General features: G+C 58.4%; 15 protein-coding genes. All 15 read left to right on the top strand.

Translation table 11 applies throughout. From position 1 onward, the window contains the following. Positions 1-28 precede the first annotated feature (28 nt). Complete coding sequence (locus E6C64_RS08585; RefSeq protein ID WP_136427043.1) at positions 29-2,788, top strand: DNA methyltransferase; 2,760 nt, start codon at positions 29-31, stop codon at positions 2,786-2,788. A gap of 220 nt (positions 2,789-3,008) precedes the next feature. Further along, positions 3,009-3,518 carry a terminase small subunit gene (locus tag E6C64_RS08580; protein WP_136427042.1) on the top strand — a complete coding sequence of 170 codons (510 nt, stop codon included), beginning with the start codon at positions 3,009-3,011 and terminating at the stop codon, positions 3,516-3,518. Beyond that, positions 3,505-4,863 (top strand): terminase large subunit domain-containing protein, encoded by a 1,359-nt coding sequence (locus tag E6C64_RS08575; protein ID WP_158437780.1) that lies wholly within the window; start codon positions 3,505-3,507, stop codon positions 4,861-4,863. The genes E6C64_RS08580 and E6C64_RS08575 overlap by 14 nt, the downstream gene beginning before the upstream one ends. Before the next feature lie 2 nt (positions 4,864-4,865). Continuing rightward, the gene (locus E6C64_RS08570) at positions 4,866-5,087 is read left to right on the top strand and encodes a hypothetical protein (RefSeq protein ID WP_136427040.1); all 222 of its coding nucleotides are present in this window, start codon (positions 4,866-4,868) and stop codon (positions 5,085-5,087) included. A gap of 64 nt (positions 5,088-5,151) precedes the next feature. Continuing rightward, the gene (locus E6C64_RS08565; protein WP_136427039.1) at positions 5,152-7,032 is read left to right on the top strand and encodes a hypothetical protein; all 1,881 of its coding nucleotides are present in this window, start codon (positions 5,152-5,154) and stop codon (positions 7,030-7,032) included. Beyond that, complete coding sequence (locus tag E6C64_RS08560; RefSeq protein ID WP_136427038.1) at positions 7,022-7,324, top strand: hypothetical protein; 303 nt, start codon at positions 7,022-7,024, stop codon at positions 7,322-7,324. The genes E6C64_RS08565 and E6C64_RS08560 overlap by 11 nt, the downstream gene beginning before the upstream one ends. 120 nt (positions 7,325-7,444) lie before the next feature. Then, positions 7,445-8,152 (top strand): hypothetical protein, encoded by a 708-nt coding sequence (locus tag E6C64_RS08555; protein WP_136427037.1) that lies wholly within the window; start codon positions 7,445-7,447, stop codon positions 8,150-8,152. Between the two features lie 18 nt (positions 8,153-8,170). Further along, positions 8,171-9,007, top strand: a complete 837-nt coding sequence (locus tag E6C64_RS08550; RefSeq protein WP_136427036.1) for a hypothetical protein — start codon at positions 8,171-8,173, stop codon at positions 9,005-9,007. A gap of 21 nt (positions 9,008-9,028) precedes the next feature. Further along, on the top strand, positions 9,029-9,214 hold the full coding sequence (locus tag E6C64_RS08545) for a hypothetical protein (protein WP_136427035.1): 186 nt from the start codon (positions 9,029-9,031) through the stop codon (positions 9,212-9,214). After that, on the top strand, positions 9,214-9,600 hold the full coding sequence (locus E6C64_RS08540; RefSeq protein WP_136427034.1) for a hypothetical protein: 387 nt from the start codon (positions 9,214-9,216) through the stop codon (positions 9,598-9,600). Before E6C64_RS08545 ends, E6C64_RS08540 begins: the two co-directional genes overlap by 1 nt. Before the next feature lie 91 nt (positions 9,601-9,691). Next, positions 9,692-10,345 carry a hypothetical protein gene (locus E6C64_RS08535; protein ID WP_136427033.1) on the top strand — a complete coding sequence of 218 codons (654 nt, stop codon included), beginning with the start codon at positions 9,692-9,694 and terminating at the stop codon, positions 10,343-10,345. Then, positions 10,332-12,299, top strand: coding sequence for a hypothetical protein (locus E6C64_RS08530; RefSeq protein WP_136427032.1), 1,968 nt, complete (start codon positions 10,332-10,334; stop codon positions 12,297-12,299). Before E6C64_RS08535 ends, E6C64_RS08530 begins: the two co-directional genes overlap by 14 nt. After that, on the top strand, positions 12,299-12,598 hold the full coding sequence (locus tag E6C64_RS08525; protein ID WP_136427031.1) for a hypothetical protein: 300 nt from the start codon (positions 12,299-12,301) through the stop codon (positions 12,596-12,598). The genes E6C64_RS08530 and E6C64_RS08525 overlap by 1 nt, the downstream gene beginning before the upstream one ends. A gap of 67 nt (positions 12,599-12,665) precedes the next feature. Next, on the top strand, positions 12,666-13,451 hold the full coding sequence (locus E6C64_RS08520; RefSeq protein ID WP_136427030.1) for a hypothetical protein: 786 nt from the start codon (positions 12,666-12,668) through the stop codon (positions 13,449-13,451). Beyond that, positions 13,448-15,565, top strand: a complete 2,118-nt coding sequence (locus tag E6C64_RS08515; RefSeq protein WP_136427029.1) for a hypothetical protein — start codon at positions 13,448-13,450, stop codon at positions 15,563-15,565. The genes E6C64_RS08520 and E6C64_RS08515 overlap by 4 nt, the downstream gene beginning before the upstream one ends. Positions 15,566-15,571: the final 6 nt, after the last annotated feature.

Below are 15,571 nucleotides of genomic sequence, written 5' to 3'. Positions count from 1 at the left end.
CGCTCAAGGCGCTGGATAGCATCGCCATGTGCACCTTGCCTGGAACGAGATCACAGCCCGAGCAGCGAAGTTCGCGACTGAGTGGGCAGGGGAGACCCGGGAGACGAGTGAGTCCCAAACCTTCTGGACGGAGTTCCTCGAGGTTTTCGGCATCAACCGCAAGCGGGCAGGCGGCTACTTCGAGTACGCGGTCAAGCTAGCCGGCAAAAAGTACGGCTTCATCGACATGTTCCTGCCGGGCAAGATGCTCGTCGAGCAGAAGAGTTCCGGTCGCGATCTGTCGAAGGCGCAAGGGCAGGCGCTCAGCTACCTCGACGGGCTCACGAACTACGACCTTCCGAACATCATCGTCACGTGCGACTTCTCGGTGTTCCAGATCTTGGACCTCGAAACCCGCGAGGTCGTCACGTTCCCGCTCGAGGATCTGCCGAAGCACGTCCGAGAGTTCGCGATCCTCGTCGACGAGGCGCCTCAAAAGTACGAGGAGCAGAACCCGGTCAACCGGGAAGCAGCGGAGCGCATGGCTGCACTCCACAACGCGATCGAGGCGACCGGGTACCGGGGGCACAAGCTCGAGCTGCTGCTCGTCCGGTTGGTCTTCTGCCTCTTCGCGGAGGACTCGAGGATCTTCGAGTTGAACCAGTTCCAGAACTACATCCGCAATCGCACGCAGGTGGACGGCACCGATCTCGGTCCGAAGATGTCGCGGCTGTTCGAGGTGCTCAACACGAAGCCAGAGGAACGCTCCACAGCCCTCGACGATGACCTCGCCGCCTTCCCGTACATCAACGGTGGTCTGTTCTCCGAGCTGATCCCGATACCTGACTTCGACACCACGACCCGCTTCAGCCTTCTGATGGCTACGCGCCCTGACTGGTCCAAGGTCAGCCCCGCAATCTTCGGCGCGATGTTCCAAGGCGTCATGAATGAGGACCAGCGTCACGACATCGGCGCGCACTACACGAGCGAGGAGAACATCCTCCGGGTTATCAAGCCGCTCTTCCTCGACGACCTCTACGCGGAGCTGGAGCCTCTGGTCCGCCGTCGCTCCCGCACCCAGCAGGAGGATAAAGAGGACAAGCGCGTCCGTGCAAACCGCCTCGCTCGGCTCGACACCTTCCACGACAAGATCGCCAACCTCAACTTCTTCGACCCAGCTTGTGGTTGCGGGAACTTCCTCGTGATCGCATACCGGGAGCTGCGCCGGCTCGAGCACCGCGTCGTGGCAGCCATGGCGGGCGGAACCGCTCTGCTGGACGTCACTGAGCTGCTCAGGGTACGCGTGGAGCAGTTCCACGGCATCGAGATCGAAGAGTTCCCTGCGCTCATCGCCAGGACCGCTCTGTGGCTCACGGACCACCAGATGAACATGGAAGCCAGTGAGCAGCTCGGCGAGCACTACACGCGCCTTCCACTCACTGAGGGCGCGAACATCGTGTGGGCGAACGCGCTCACGAAGGACTGGGGCGATGTAGTAAAGCCTGACCAGCTCGACTTCATCATGGGCAACCCGCCCTTCCTCGGCTCGCGGGTGATGAGCAAGCCCCAGAAAGTTGAGCTGAAGGCGGTTGCCAAGGGCTACAAGCAGTCGGGATTCCTGGACTACGTCACTGGCTGGTACATCAAGGCGGACAAGTTCCTCGATGTGAACCCGGACATCCAGGTGGCATTCGTGTCCACCAGCTCGATCAGCCAGGGGGAGCAGCCCGGGATTCTCTGGAAGAAGCTGCTCGCAAACGGTGCGCACATCAACTTCGCCCACCGGACCTTCCGCTGGACGAATGGTGCGAAGGGGATTGCCCGGGTCCACTGCGTCATCGTGGGCTTCGGACGCAAGGCGAAGGCACAGAAGGAGCTGTACGAGTACCCGGACATCACGGGCGAGCCCGTGCTGAGCTTGGTGCCATCCATCAGCCCGTACTTGATCGAAGGCGACGAGTACGTGGTGAGCAACCGCGAGAACCAGATCAGCTCGATGCTTCCCATGGCGTTTGGCAACATGCCGGCGGACGACGGGAACCTGCTGCTGTCGACTGAAGAGCGCGACTACCTGGTCGCTCACGAACCAGCAGCCGCGGCTTGGATCCTGCCTTGCTATGGAGCGCGCGAGTTCATCCGGAAGGAAGATCGCTACGCGCTGTGGCTGGAAGGGATCTCGCCGTCCGAGCTGAAAGCGATGCCGCTCGTCTACTCACGGGTGGAAGCCAACAAGGCGAACCGCGCGAAGTCCGCCCGTCCCGAACTGGCGTCGATCCCGCACCTATTCGCGCAGCGCACCCAGTCGCCGAAGTTCCCGTTCCTACTCATCCCCAGCGTGTCCAGTGAGTCGCGGCGCTACGTGCCCATGGGCTTCTTCGAGCCCGGCGTCGTGACCACGAATCTGAACCTCGCGATCCAAGACGGGACGCTCGAACTGTTCGCGGTCCTGACCAGCCAGATGCACATGGACTGGATGCGGCTGGTGGGCGGCAGGCTCGAAAGTCGGTACCGCTACTCGAAGGATGTCGTCTACAACAACTTCATCTTCCCGAAGCTCACCGACCAGCACATCGTCAAGTTGCAGGCTCTTGGGCAGGCGGTCCTTGACGCCCGAGCTGCCTACCCGAATGAGTCCCTCGCCAATCTCTACGACGACGTGCTGATGCCCTTTGAGCTGCGCAAGGCACACGATGCGATCGACGTTTACGTGGACAGTCTCTACCGCGAAGAAGAGTTCGCTGGATGGGAAGAGAGAGTGCGTCACTTGCTAGCTCTGCACAAGCAGCACGAGGAGGCACTCACCGTCTAGGGGTGTGAACGTATGGGTCGCCTGTGGGGTGTGCCCTTCCCCAACCCCTGAGTCGCACCTAGCCCCTTAGCCAAACCCCCTTCCCTGCCGTGGGGGTACCCTCTCCACCCCTGTTAAGTGTTGTAAAAAATAAACGCAGCGGGGGAGTTGCGCGGGCGTGGAAGGGAAGTGCTTTCGTCCTTGTAAAAGCGCAATAGTTGTGCATAAATAAGGGCACGATATGGAAGCGGAGCAGGACCCAGCAGTAGCGCAGGATAACGATTCGGAACAACCGAATCCTGTTGGTCGTCCGCTCAAATTCAAGACCGTCGAGGATCTCGAACTCGCTATCCAGAACTACTTCGCCGAGTGCGATCCTCATACCGAGAAGACGCTCGTTGAAGTCGGGCGCGACTCGCACGACAACATGCTTTTTGATAGCCGGCTGCGCATCACGGAGCAGAAGCCATACACAGTCTCAGGTCTCGCCAGGTCTCTCGGCATCGACCGCGACACCCTGATCAACTACAAGAAGCGCGACGAATTTATCGGCTCGATACAGGCTGCCTACGACCGCTGCCACGAGTATGCCGAGTCTCAGCTCTTCGGCAGAGCCCAAGCGGGAGCAGCCTTCAGCCTGAAGAACAACTGGGGCTGGAAGGACAGAACCGAAGTAGAGAACAACCACACGGGCAACGTCTCATTCGTGAACGATGTTCCGCGTCCAAAGACGGGCAATGCCGAGCCTTAAGGTTCCTGACTACACAGCGTCCGATCGGCAGACGGCGTTCCACACGGCTGTAGCTGACGAGAAGCTCTATGGCGGTGCAGCTGGGGGAGGGAAGACCGCCGCGATCGTGGCGGAGAGCATCACGCTCGCGCTCGAGTACCCAGGCATCCCGATCAACCTGTTCCGCCGCACGATCCCGGAGTTGAACAAGACCATCCGCCCCGAGCTGATGAAGCAGACCCGCGACTACATGAAGGCGGGGCACATCGTCTATCACGGGCAAGCGAGCGCTGAGTACGAGGGCAGGTCCTACGTCTTTGAGAACGGCTCGAGCATCACGCTTAACTATCTGGACAACGCGTCCGACATGTTTCGCTACCAGGGATCCGAGATGCCAGTGATCGGCGTCGATGAGCTGACCCAATTCCCCTTCGACTGGATCGAGTATCTACAGACCCGTAATCGCACGAGTAACGCTGCATGGCCTGTGATCTTTATGGCAGGAACAAACCCGGGCGGCATAGGGCATGGCTGGGTGAAGAAGCACTACATCGACATAGGGGAGTGGGGCAAAGTCCAGGAGATCCGCCTCCCTGACGGATCGTTCACGACTCGCGTCTTCATCCCCGCTTCGCTGGACGATCACCCGGACGAGCGCTTCAGGACCGACTACAACAAGCAGCTGCAGAAGATCTCAGACCCCCAGCTACGCAAAGCGCTGCGATACGGCGACTGGGACATGTTCGCCGGTCAGGTCTTCACTGAGTGGTCCAGGCGCACCCACGTGGTCGATCCCTTCGCGATCCCGGATCACTGGAAGCGTTGGCGGTCGACCGACTACGGCAACCACAACAGTGTCGGATGGTTCGCCGAAGATCCCGCCTCGGAGCACGTCTTCATGTACCGGGAGTTTCGTCTGGATGAGTACAAGACGATCGACTACAAGGCGAGCGTCATCAAGGATCTCGAGGCTGGGGAAGACATCCGCTATGGGATGGCGGACCCAGCGATATGGAACGGCTCAGCCGATCACAACGATCAGCAGGGCAAGTCGATCGCTGAGCTTTACGAAGCAGCAGGTGTGAAGTGGCAGCCGGCGGTCAACGATCGCAAGGCAGGGCTCGAGGTAGTGCACAAGGCACTCCAACCCATGGCAGACGGCATCCCAATGCTTCAGGTCTTCTCGACTTGTACAAGCATGATCACGACCCTGCCTGATCTTCCGTACGACCGCCATAAGGTCGACGACGTGGACACGGGCGCAGACGATCACGACTACGACATGTTGCGCTATGCGCTCATGAAGAGTCGCATTAGTCGCAAGAAGCCGGAAATTAAACGCGGTGCATATCGCAGCAGGAGGTGAGTATGAAAAAGATTATCGAAGATATTGGGCAAGACCTGACCGATGCGGCATTTGACCGCTTCAAGAGGGGTGACGTACTGCGTTTTCGTAACGCCGAAGGGCGAATGACGGAGTTCAAGATTATCTATCTAAACAAGCGCATGCGCAGCTGTAAGGTTCGCCAGGTCATCACATTCCTGCCGAGCGACTTAGGTGGCACTGTGACCGAGCGGGACGCCGAATAGGACTATTCAAGCCATTGGGCACATGTTATGTTTAGGGGGATTTAAATGGGGATATATCAACTGAATGGCTAGCGCGAAAAGGACATCGACAACAGGGAAGCAGATCAAGAGTCCTGCTGATGATGCTCCGACCGATGACCCCGTCCTCGTCAAGGCTCTGAAGCGCTACGACGAGTCTTACGAATACCAGCGGTCGAACTGGCACAAACGCTGGGACCGCGCGAACAAGCTCTACGACAACGAGCGCGTTGACGCTGCTTACAAGGGCACAACGGACACTTTCGTCCCGATGACCTACCAGACCATCGAAACCATGACGAGCGCGCTCAACAACGCGAACCTCCGCTTCGACTACGAGTCTGGCGATCCGATGAAGCGTGTCGATCCGGCGCCTCTCAACGCACTCGTCGAGGAGTACTGGGATCAGGGGCAGTGGGATCTTGAGCTCGAGGAGGACTATCGCGAAACCTTCATCGACGGGATGGTCGCGCACATGCTGGCTTGGGACATTGATCACCCCGAGCTTGAGAGCTTCGCCATGCGCGATGCCATCGTCGATCCGACGATCAAGAAGCCTGCAGACCTCCAGAAGGCTGGCTCATACGCCGGGCGCCGCTACCACGTACGGAAGGGCACTCTCGAGACGTACGAGGTCGTGGACACCGATCTCAATAGCAAGACATACGGCGAACTGATCCCTCGCTTCAATCTGGAGTCGATCACGAACGCTCCAGGCGGCATCAACAACGGGCAACCGGACGACAAAGCCGTCAAGGAGATGTTCGCGGGATCCACTCTCGGCAGCGCTGCAGACGACCAAGACGAGTTGATCGAGATCTGGGACATCGACCGCGTCGTCACGATGCGCAACCGCACCGACGTCATCGAAAACATCGTCAATCCATACAAAGAGCGCCATCAGATGCTGCTCGAAAAACGCTTCCAGGCGGAGATCGACGCGAAGCTCGAATCCGGGGGGTATGTCGATGTCCAGGGCTATCCGGACATGGAGACCTACGAGAAGGAGTCTGACGCGGTCAAGAGCCGTGCGACGTCAGAAGCCAAAGGGCTTGTGCCGTTCTTCTTCCTCCGCAACTTGCGCCGCAAGTCGCTCTTCTATGCCAAGGGCGAGATCGAGTCGATCGCCAAGGAGCAGGAACTGCTCAACGACTTCACCAACATGGAAGCTGACTACATCATCCGGCAGCTCGCCCCACAAAAGGAGCTGGACCCTGAGTACGAAGACTGGATCGACCTCATCACCAACGATCCCGACATCGTGTACCCGTTCAAGCCCGGATCTCTTAAGGACCGCGATACACCTGTGCTCCCGGCGAACTCTTTCAATAACCGGATGAACATCAAGGCGGAGATCCGCGAGACCACTGCCATCGATCAGATCGCCAAAGGTCAACAAGCCAAGGGCGACATCACTGCTACAGAGGTAAACGCGCAACTTGCCGGCACCGGTCAGCGCATCGAGAGCAAAGCCCGCATCTTCGAGAAGGACGGGTTGTACTGGTGGGGTTACATCCTCTTCAGGCTCATCCAGCTGAACGTCGATCGCCCGCTTGTCGTCGAGACCTTTGATGCCAAGCAGGACCGCGCAGCGATGCTCGAGAAATACGGCATCGATCTGCCGCCTGGCGCTGCGATCTTCGATCCTGCGGACTATCAGGAGGATTGGAAGCCGCGCATCGTTCTTGATGTCGAAGCGAAGTCAAAGGAGCGCGAGCAGATGGAACAGGCGCGCGAGAGCTATCAGATCCTCATCCAGGACCCGACGAATAACCTGGAGGAAGCCAAGAAGCGCCTCTACCCGAAGATGTTCAACATCGATAAGGGGGACCTGCAGGCGATCATGACCGCGCCCGCGCAACCGATGCTTCCAAATGCCGCACCTGCGCCTGCCGTGGTGCCGCCAGGAGTTCCAGATGGACAGTGATGTCAGCGCGTTGAAGCGCGCATCAGAAGCAACGGCGTTCGCCGAGAGCGACTTCGGCAAGCACTACCTGAAGCGTCTCAGGGATGCCAAGGCGCGCCACCTCGCAAGCGTCATGGACGTCACTCTCACTGAGACGTTCCGCGCCCATTCGGGCACTATCGCTGCCACGATCCAGAGCGAGCTGGATTACTTCGCAATCGCGCGAAAAGTCACGACAAGCCCGACGTTCAAGAAGCGCGTGCTCGACGCCCTGTCCCGGCGATCCTCAAAGGAGGCGGTCCCCATCGTGTAGGTGTGCTGCGTGAGTAGGAGATACATCAATTAACCCGGCCCGTCACCTGGTTGAACTCCTACTCCGGCAGCACCTCTCCACCAATAGAGAGGGGTGAAGCAAGCAAAGGAGCAGGTTCCAATGAGTGAAACCACAACCCCTGAGCCTGTCGAGACTCCGCCCGCTGATCCAGCACAAGGCATCGAGACGACAGACCCAACGGCGGTCCCAACGACTACCGAACCAATCAATGACCCGTCTGAAGACGAAGGCGACGCGCCCGCTGATCCAGCACAAGGTGCAGCCACCGAGGAAGACGATCCCGCAGCGTATTGGCTGAAGAAGGGCATCGACATCAGCACGCCAGAAGGGCTCGCGAAAGCGACCAAGTCCTACCGCGAGGCAGAGCAGGCGATGACCAAGAAGAGCCAGGAGGCATCAGAGTTAGCGCGCAAGCTGACATCAGCAACGCCAGCACCAGAGGGTGCGTCTGAAGCCACTGAGGCACTCCACATAGCTCGCAATCTTCAGAACGCGAACACCATCAACACTTGGAAAGCCGAGAAGGGTGTGACTGCTGAAGAGGACCAAGCCATGGGGCAATACGTACAGGACAACCCTGACATCGCGGAGCTGCTGACCGGAGGGAAGTTGTCCCTTGATCAGTTGCGCACACTCGCATCGGCGGCAACGCCTGTCGATACGGCTGCGATCAAAAAGCAGGGGGGACATGAAGCGCTCACGACGCTTGCGAACAAGCAACGAACTACTCCCGTTTCCGGAAACGCGGCATCAGGTAAGACCCCTGAACGTGATCCGATTATGGAGGCGTTGCTCGCAGACGATTAATTTATGGAGTAACCCCAAATGTCACAAAACTATGCAAAGGCGCATCTGAAGGTCCTCGACGAAAAGTTCTTTACTGAGTCGAAGACCGACATGATCATCAACAAGGGCATTCGCCTTGAGTTCACAGGTGTGAAGACCGTAACGATCTACACCGTCGATGTCGTCGACGAAGTCGATTACATCCGTAACGGAACCGAGCGCTTCGGCTCGCTGATCGAACTCGGAACCGGCACACAAGAGTTCACGATGTCCCAGGACAAGTCGTTTACCTTCAGCGTCGACCGCGGCAACCTCGAGGACAGCATGCTGATCCAAGAAGCTAACACCGCCGTCAAGCGCCAAGTCCGCCAGGTGTCAGTTCCTAACACCGACAAGTACCGCCTTGCAGTGCTTGTCGCGTACGCGGTAGCCAACAACCAAAAGCAAGCGACCGCCGCCCTCAACAGCACCAACGCCTACACGACGTTCCTCGCTGATCAGGCTGCACTCGACGATGCTGAAGTCGCGCCAGAAGACCGTGTCACCTACCTGACGCCAACCACGTACAACCTGTTCAAGCTGGACCAGAACTTCATCAAGGGCTGCGACCACGCCTATGACGACCTCAAAAAGGGAATCATCGGCACCGTGGACGGCAACACGTTGGTGAAGATCCCGACTTCGTGGTTCCCAGCGAACATCGACTACCTGACCGTCCATAGGCAGGTTCTCGTTGCGCCGACCAAGTTCAACATGGTCCGCGTGCTCACTGAAGTCCGTGGTGTCGACGGCGCAGTTGCGGAAGGTCGCCGTTACTACGACGCCTTCATCCCAAAGAACAAGGGCGTTGCGATACGCGTCCACAAGAACGCCTAATCGGCAAGGAGACCATCAATCATGGCAACTGAAGCAAGTGAAAAAGCAAACGTTGTGGGCGTGTACGTCCACAAAGAGTCAGGTGAAGAACTCGAGGCTTTGAACGTTCCGCAAGCCGACGCATTCGTGCGCCTCGGCTTCCAGTTCGATGCCAAAAAGACTGCCGAAGCTCGTAACAAGGCTGACAAAGCCGAGGAGGGCAAGTAATGCCAGTAATCAACAACACTCGCAAAGGCTTCCTGTCGGCAGCAGTGACGGGCAACAAGACCCTTACCGCAGCTGACTCAGGCATCGTCCAGGACGTGCAATCAGATGCAGTTATCTCGCTGCCAGCGAGCACAGCGGGTCTGACCTTCACAATTCACGTCGGACAGAGTGCGACTTCGGGTAATCAACCGACTGTCACGATCGATCCGAACGCGTCGGACGGAGTAACCGGAAACGGATACACCGCCACAGTGAATAAGGATCTGATCTCCGACAAAACGACCAACAAGTACGGTGATCTCATCACCTTGCGCGGCACCGGCACGACCGGCGTAACTGGTTGGATCGTCGAATCAGTGATCGGAACTTGGGCTCGCCAGGCTTAGCCAAAGCTAGCGTCCACAGAAGCGGTCCTATATGCAGGACCGCTTCTTTTTGTTATATTCAAAGGAACTAGGACGGGCTCACGGATGCTAAATGGCAGACTATTCGACCGCCAATGTCATTGATTCGATTATCGACGATGCGAAGGATCCCACCTTCTCTCGGGATCGAGTGCTGCGGTACATCCAGGACAAGTCTGATGAAGTCCTCGGACACCACCGCTTCAAATTTACCGAGGACATCTTCGACGAAGAGATGAGCGCCGACACGGTGACCCTTGATTACGAGAGCGACCACCAGGACATCATCGATATCACGCTGACCGACGCGACAACAAACAGCACGAGCCATCCTCTATATCTGGCTCCGGATCTCTTCTTTGAGCAGTACCCGATGCCGGATACCAGCAGACCTGGTAGACCGACGAGCTACACCGACTACGCAGGCGAGATCTACTGGAACTGCCCGACCGACCGTGAGTACATCGCTCGGGTGCGCCATGGCATCGCGCCCAAGCGTCTCGAGGACAGCACTGAGGACAAGCCTCAGCTTCCCGTTGAATTCAAGAACATCCTCATCAAAGGCGGGTTGGCTGGTGTGGAGCGTTATCGCCAAAACTTCGACATCGCTGCGGTCTACGACCGTCAATGCGAAGATCTGAGCGAAGACCTTCTGGGGCGCTACGGTCTTCGCAAGCGTGCCCCTGGCAAGGTCCGCTCATCGAGGATGCGCGGTGCGGAAATCTAGGTTCGGCTACCGGACGATCATCCCGTCCATTACTACCCGGAAGGCGATCACCAACCAGATCAGCTTCAAGGGTGGTCGCAATACTTATAAAGACAATGACGACGTCGCGCCTACGGAACTCATCGAGGCGATCGACGCCCGCTTCGTGAAGATCGGGAGGTACAAGACACGACGCGGTTGCGATCGCTACTCAGTACCCGTGGGAGAGTCCGTGACGGCTTCCGTCACATCTGTGGCTGATCCGTCAGTCATAGAGGTCAACGCATCGCAGAGCGTCTCTCAGAGGCTCACAATGAGCGGCTCGTCACAGCGTCTCACCAAAGCCGAAGTCCGGATCAGAAGCACCCCATCAAGCTCGGGCGTCGTGCTCGTCGAGATCCACTCGGACGCCGGTGGGGTCCCGGGCGTCCTGCTCTGCCGCAGCTCGATCGCGCCTGCAGACGTTGCCTCGACTTTCGACTACGTGCCCGTGTACTTCATCTCAACTCCGTCGGCGAGCAGTGGCACCACCCTTTGGATGACTGTCTCACTCCAGAACGCCCGGTCCGGAGCCTACGAACTATCAACGACCGCCACGGGCGCTACCGCACTCGTTGGCAATGCCGGCAACTGGAGTCCGCAAGCTTTCGCTGCAAACGTCAAGCTCTCGAGCGCGACATCAACACCGACCAAAGGGACGTTCCGTGCCTACCGCCCGAACGGTCAGACACTCACGGTCATAGCCCACGGGTCGACGATCTCCAGTGTCGACGACGTTACTGGAGCCACGACGCCGCTCAAGGACGACTTCAACTCGACCGCGACCAGGTACCGCTTCGCGATGGTTCAGGATGCGCTTTATCTAGTGAACGGCAAGGAGAAGCCGTGGAAGCTCGACCTTGCGACCCTTGGCTGGACAGAGCTAACCAACGCTCCCTATATCCCTGATCTGATCATGGAGCACAAGGGGTTGCTCTTATTCAACGACGTCGAGGATGGCAGCCGCGGCTTCTGGAGCAACTTCGGCGACTACCTGACCTACACGAGCACCGACTTCTTGTACGCCCCTGCCCCGAAGGCATCCGACTCCCTTACGGCGTTCGGAAAGCTCAACGGAGTGCTCTACCTCTTCGCCCACAGGAACAAGTTTTCGCTCTTCGGATCGACCGACGACACCTTCAATCTTGACGAGGCAGCGAGTCAGCGCGGCACATTCAGTCAGGAGTCGCTCGTCTTTGATGCGAACTTCATGTATTACGCGGATCACGAAGGGATCTGGAAGGACAACGGTGCCGGTGAGGACAACATCGCTAAGGCGTTCCTCCAGGAGTACCTGGACATCGCCGACAAGACCACGATCAAGCTCGATATCTATCTTAATCGTCTCTACATCTTTTATAAACCGAATGGCGCCTCCGACAACGAAGAGTGCTTCGTCTTCAACCTGTTGCTCGGCAAGCTCGAGAGTCGCGACGTCAACACCCCGATCGGACGGACGTTCTCCAAATACGCTCAGGACGACGTCTTCATCCAAGCAAGCAATAGGGTCGCTGCGCTCTTCTATGGAGAGCTCCAAAGCAATGACTACCACAATATGGGCGACGCAATCGCCTTCGAGCTGAGGACCTCGTACGGCAGCTTTGACAACCCTGGTACCCCAAAGCGAGTAACAAAGTGGCGTCCGAGTTTCCTTTCGACGAGTGGGCAGTATTCCATACAGGCGGGTTGGACGAAAGACATGGAAGAGGCTCCTATTTACTTCGACGTGGAGCTGAGTGGCGGATTTCGCTATAACACTGGTCGTCGCTTCAATTCAGGTCTCCGCTACTCAGGAACTCGCAACGTCGAGCCAACCTTCCTGTCGATTCCCGTAGAGTTCAAGCGCCTCCAGCGTCGCTATAAGCACGATGCTGCGCGCGAGCCCGTGGAATTTGACAGTGAGATTCTGGCTATCGAAGTGCAAAGGTTAGTCTGATGGCAAATAGACTGCAGCAGATCAATGGCGCGGATACAAATTCGATTATTCGCACTTCCAACTCGAACTTCGCCAAGCTCGATCTCGAAGTGATCGCCAAGTCGTTTGGCGGCGACCGAATGACGATCGGCAAGATGCCCAACGGTGATTATGGCTTCATGATCAAGGGGACTGACGGCAACATCGGCATCTACGGCGCCGTGGACAGCCTGAACAATCGCATCCTCAAGGTAGCCAAGCCGGGAAAGGATGCACTCTCGACCAATCCGTCGGATATCGCGTTCGATCTCAGCGCGTAGCACTATTCAGTACGCGTCCATTATGTTATTTTGAGTATAACTAGGACGGGCTTTACGAGAATATTGAGTGGCAAGAAGCCTCGATCAGATCCTTGCTGAATTGAACCCCTATTACGATCCCAGTCGTAAGGTCGTACAGTCTCAACTCGATGCCGTCCCGGGTGAGACAGAGGCTGGCATCGCTCAGGCAGAAGCCAAACTCGGCGTCGCCAACGAAAACATATTGAACGGCGCTCGAACGCGTGGTCTTGGCTTCTCTGGCATCCCCGTGGGGGAGCAGGCAAAGTATGCCGCCACCGACTTCGCACCAGCCGTCGCCGGTCTCAAAGCCACAGGCGCTGCGAAAGCCACCACGCTTGCTCAGTCCCTCAGCGATCTGCAGCTGAAAGCTGTCAGCCAGGCGCAAGGCATCCGGGATAACGAGATCGGCGCCGACCAGAGCGCGGCGACTCTTGCCGAGCAACAGCGCCAATTTGATCTGAGCTACGCGCTGCAGAAGTCCGCAGCTGCTGCAGCCTCCAGCTCGACTGCCGGTATCGGTGCGTACTTGACGGGCACCGACAAGACCGCAACGACAAGTGCTGCCAAGCCGCCTGCCCAGTACGGCTTCAACGATGGCAAGAGCGCATCAAGCGGATTCTACTTCGTGAACGCATCCGGTCAGCCGATCACGGCGGCGCAGTACGCCACGGCTACCAATCAGCCGATCATCAACGTCATCCAGATGATGGCTAAGGCGGGCGACAAGACCTCAGCCGCGATCCTCAAGAACTCCAACCAGGTCAAGACCGGCATCGGGCAGTTCAACCCTGTCGACGTCCAGCGATATAGCTACATCTTGGGAGGTGCATGATGCAAAACGATCCGAATTTCATCGCTAAGGCGAACCCGAACTGGGCGACAGGCGTAGCCACACCTAAAAAGAAGAAGGGAACGTTTCTCACGTCATTGATTCCCACACTGGGCGGTTCGGGAGGAGCATTGGCAGGCGGCGCAGCAGGCGCTGCGCTCGGCTCAGTGGTTCCGGGACTCGGTACGGCGATCGGCGGGCTCGTGGGAGCACTGATCGGAGGAGCCGGGGGTTCCGCCGGAGGCAAGGTGCTGCAGAACTCAGCCGAAGGTGAAGCGGATCTAGGTAAGGGCGTAGCTGGCGAAGCACTACTTGGTGGCGTTACATCCCTGCCTATAGGAAGCGGTCTCAAGCTCGCGGGCGCAGGCATCAAGGCTCTGGGTGGGGTGGGATCCAAAGCAGCTGTGAACACTGCGGTCAAAGCGACCGGTGGCACCGCTGCCAAGACGTCGCTCGCCGGTCGGCTACGCACTTTGGGCGACAACGCTCTCACCTCGCAGTACGGCACCATCTCGAAACCATTCGCGCGATCTACGGACCCGAAGGCGACCATCTCGACTCTTGCCGGCGCAGGTATCACGAAGCCTGCGGACGCAGAGCGCATCGCCTCGGCTATAACAGGCGGCAGCGGCATCATCACCAAGGCAACCGCGGATGCCGTAGGCACCGCGAAGGGCGTCAACACCTCCGGACTCGACGAGGTACTTGAGCAGGCTATTTCGAACAACGGACTTGTGGACGCAGATGCCAAGTCGGTTCGTCAGATCTTCAAGGCGCAAATGGGCAAGCTCAACGGGGGACCGGCAGGTTCACTCGCTACAGGAGCTGATCCGGACGCCTCGATCGGCGTCATCCGCGCGCTCGAGAAGCGCATTGCGAATCTCAGCGGTAAGGGCGACAACTATCGCCTCAGCACTCCGGAACGCCTCGATCAGGCAGCAGTCCTGAAGCTCGTACGTGACGAACTCGAGGATCGCCTCTTCGTTGGCGCGGGTGCGAACGGAGGTGTTGCTTCCGCTCTGACGCCGAAGGTTCGCGACACTCTCACTGGTCTCTTCCCGGATAACCCGAAATGGACCCAGTACGTCGACGACAACATTTTCGGCTCCAAAACAGTGGATGAGCTTCGCAGTTCAGTTGCTCCATTTGTCAAGGTCGGCAAGATAATCGATGAGGGCGAGCGCAACGCGATGACTTTCGGCGGACGAGTTGGAAACGCATTTGCAGGGGGAGGCAACGGGCTCCTGGATACCCTTGGCGGCGCCGCGACAAACGTCCTAAAAAATCCGGCTGCACGAGTAGCCGGCACAACACTGCGCACCGCTGCAGATCTCGTCGGAGGAAGCGGGGCTAAGCCGGCGGTTCGAGGTCTCACCGACGCGCTTGCAGGCGTAGCCGGCACGCAAGGCGTGGTGCCACTAATCGCCCGTCAGGGCGGCTCTCGCATCGCCGTGAACGCACTGACCGATCCAGAGTCCGATGCCGGTGCCATGCCTATCGACCCGACGATCCAACCAGGCTTCACTACGAACCCCGCGGGCACCTTGGACCAAACAGCCACGACGCCGCCCGAGGAACAAGAGAACCCATTTGGCGCATCTAGTGCCGACTTTGCGCAGGCATATACGAAGGCACTTGCCGCCGGGGACGAAGAAGCGGCTGCGCAACTCAAGCAGCTCTACGCGCTCTCGACAGATTGGGAATCATCCCAACAGGCGCCTGGTCTCGGAAGTCTGAGCGCCACGACAGGACAGGCTCTCGCGACATCATCGAACGGACTCAGCACACTCGACCAGCTCGAAGGACTGTTCCAACAAGCTGGTAGCGGCGGCGGACAAATCGGTGGGCGGGTCCAGACCTTCCTCGGCAACGCTGGATTGGACGACAACGCAGCCGCATACACGTCACTCGCCGAGTCCGCGACGTCACAGCTCGCTAAGGCGATTAACGGTAGCGGCACGGTGTCAGACGCCGACGCGGCAGCCCTCATTAAGGCATTACCTCAATTAACTGATAATCCGCGGGTCGCGGCTGCGAAGTTTGCGGCGCTACGGGCTCGTCTCCAAGGATCTCAAAGCAATGCCCTGCTCTATGGCGGTGGAATAAGCGAAGAATAGACCCCT

This window comes from Naasia lichenicola, assembly GCF_004801885.1.
GTDB classification, from domain to species: domain Bacteria; phylum Actinomycetota; class Actinomycetes; order Actinomycetales; family Microbacteriaceae; genus Naasia; species Naasia lichenicola.
The sequence above is the reverse complement of the archived record's forward strand: the minus strand, read 5'-3'. Positions and strand labels throughout refer to the sequence as shown.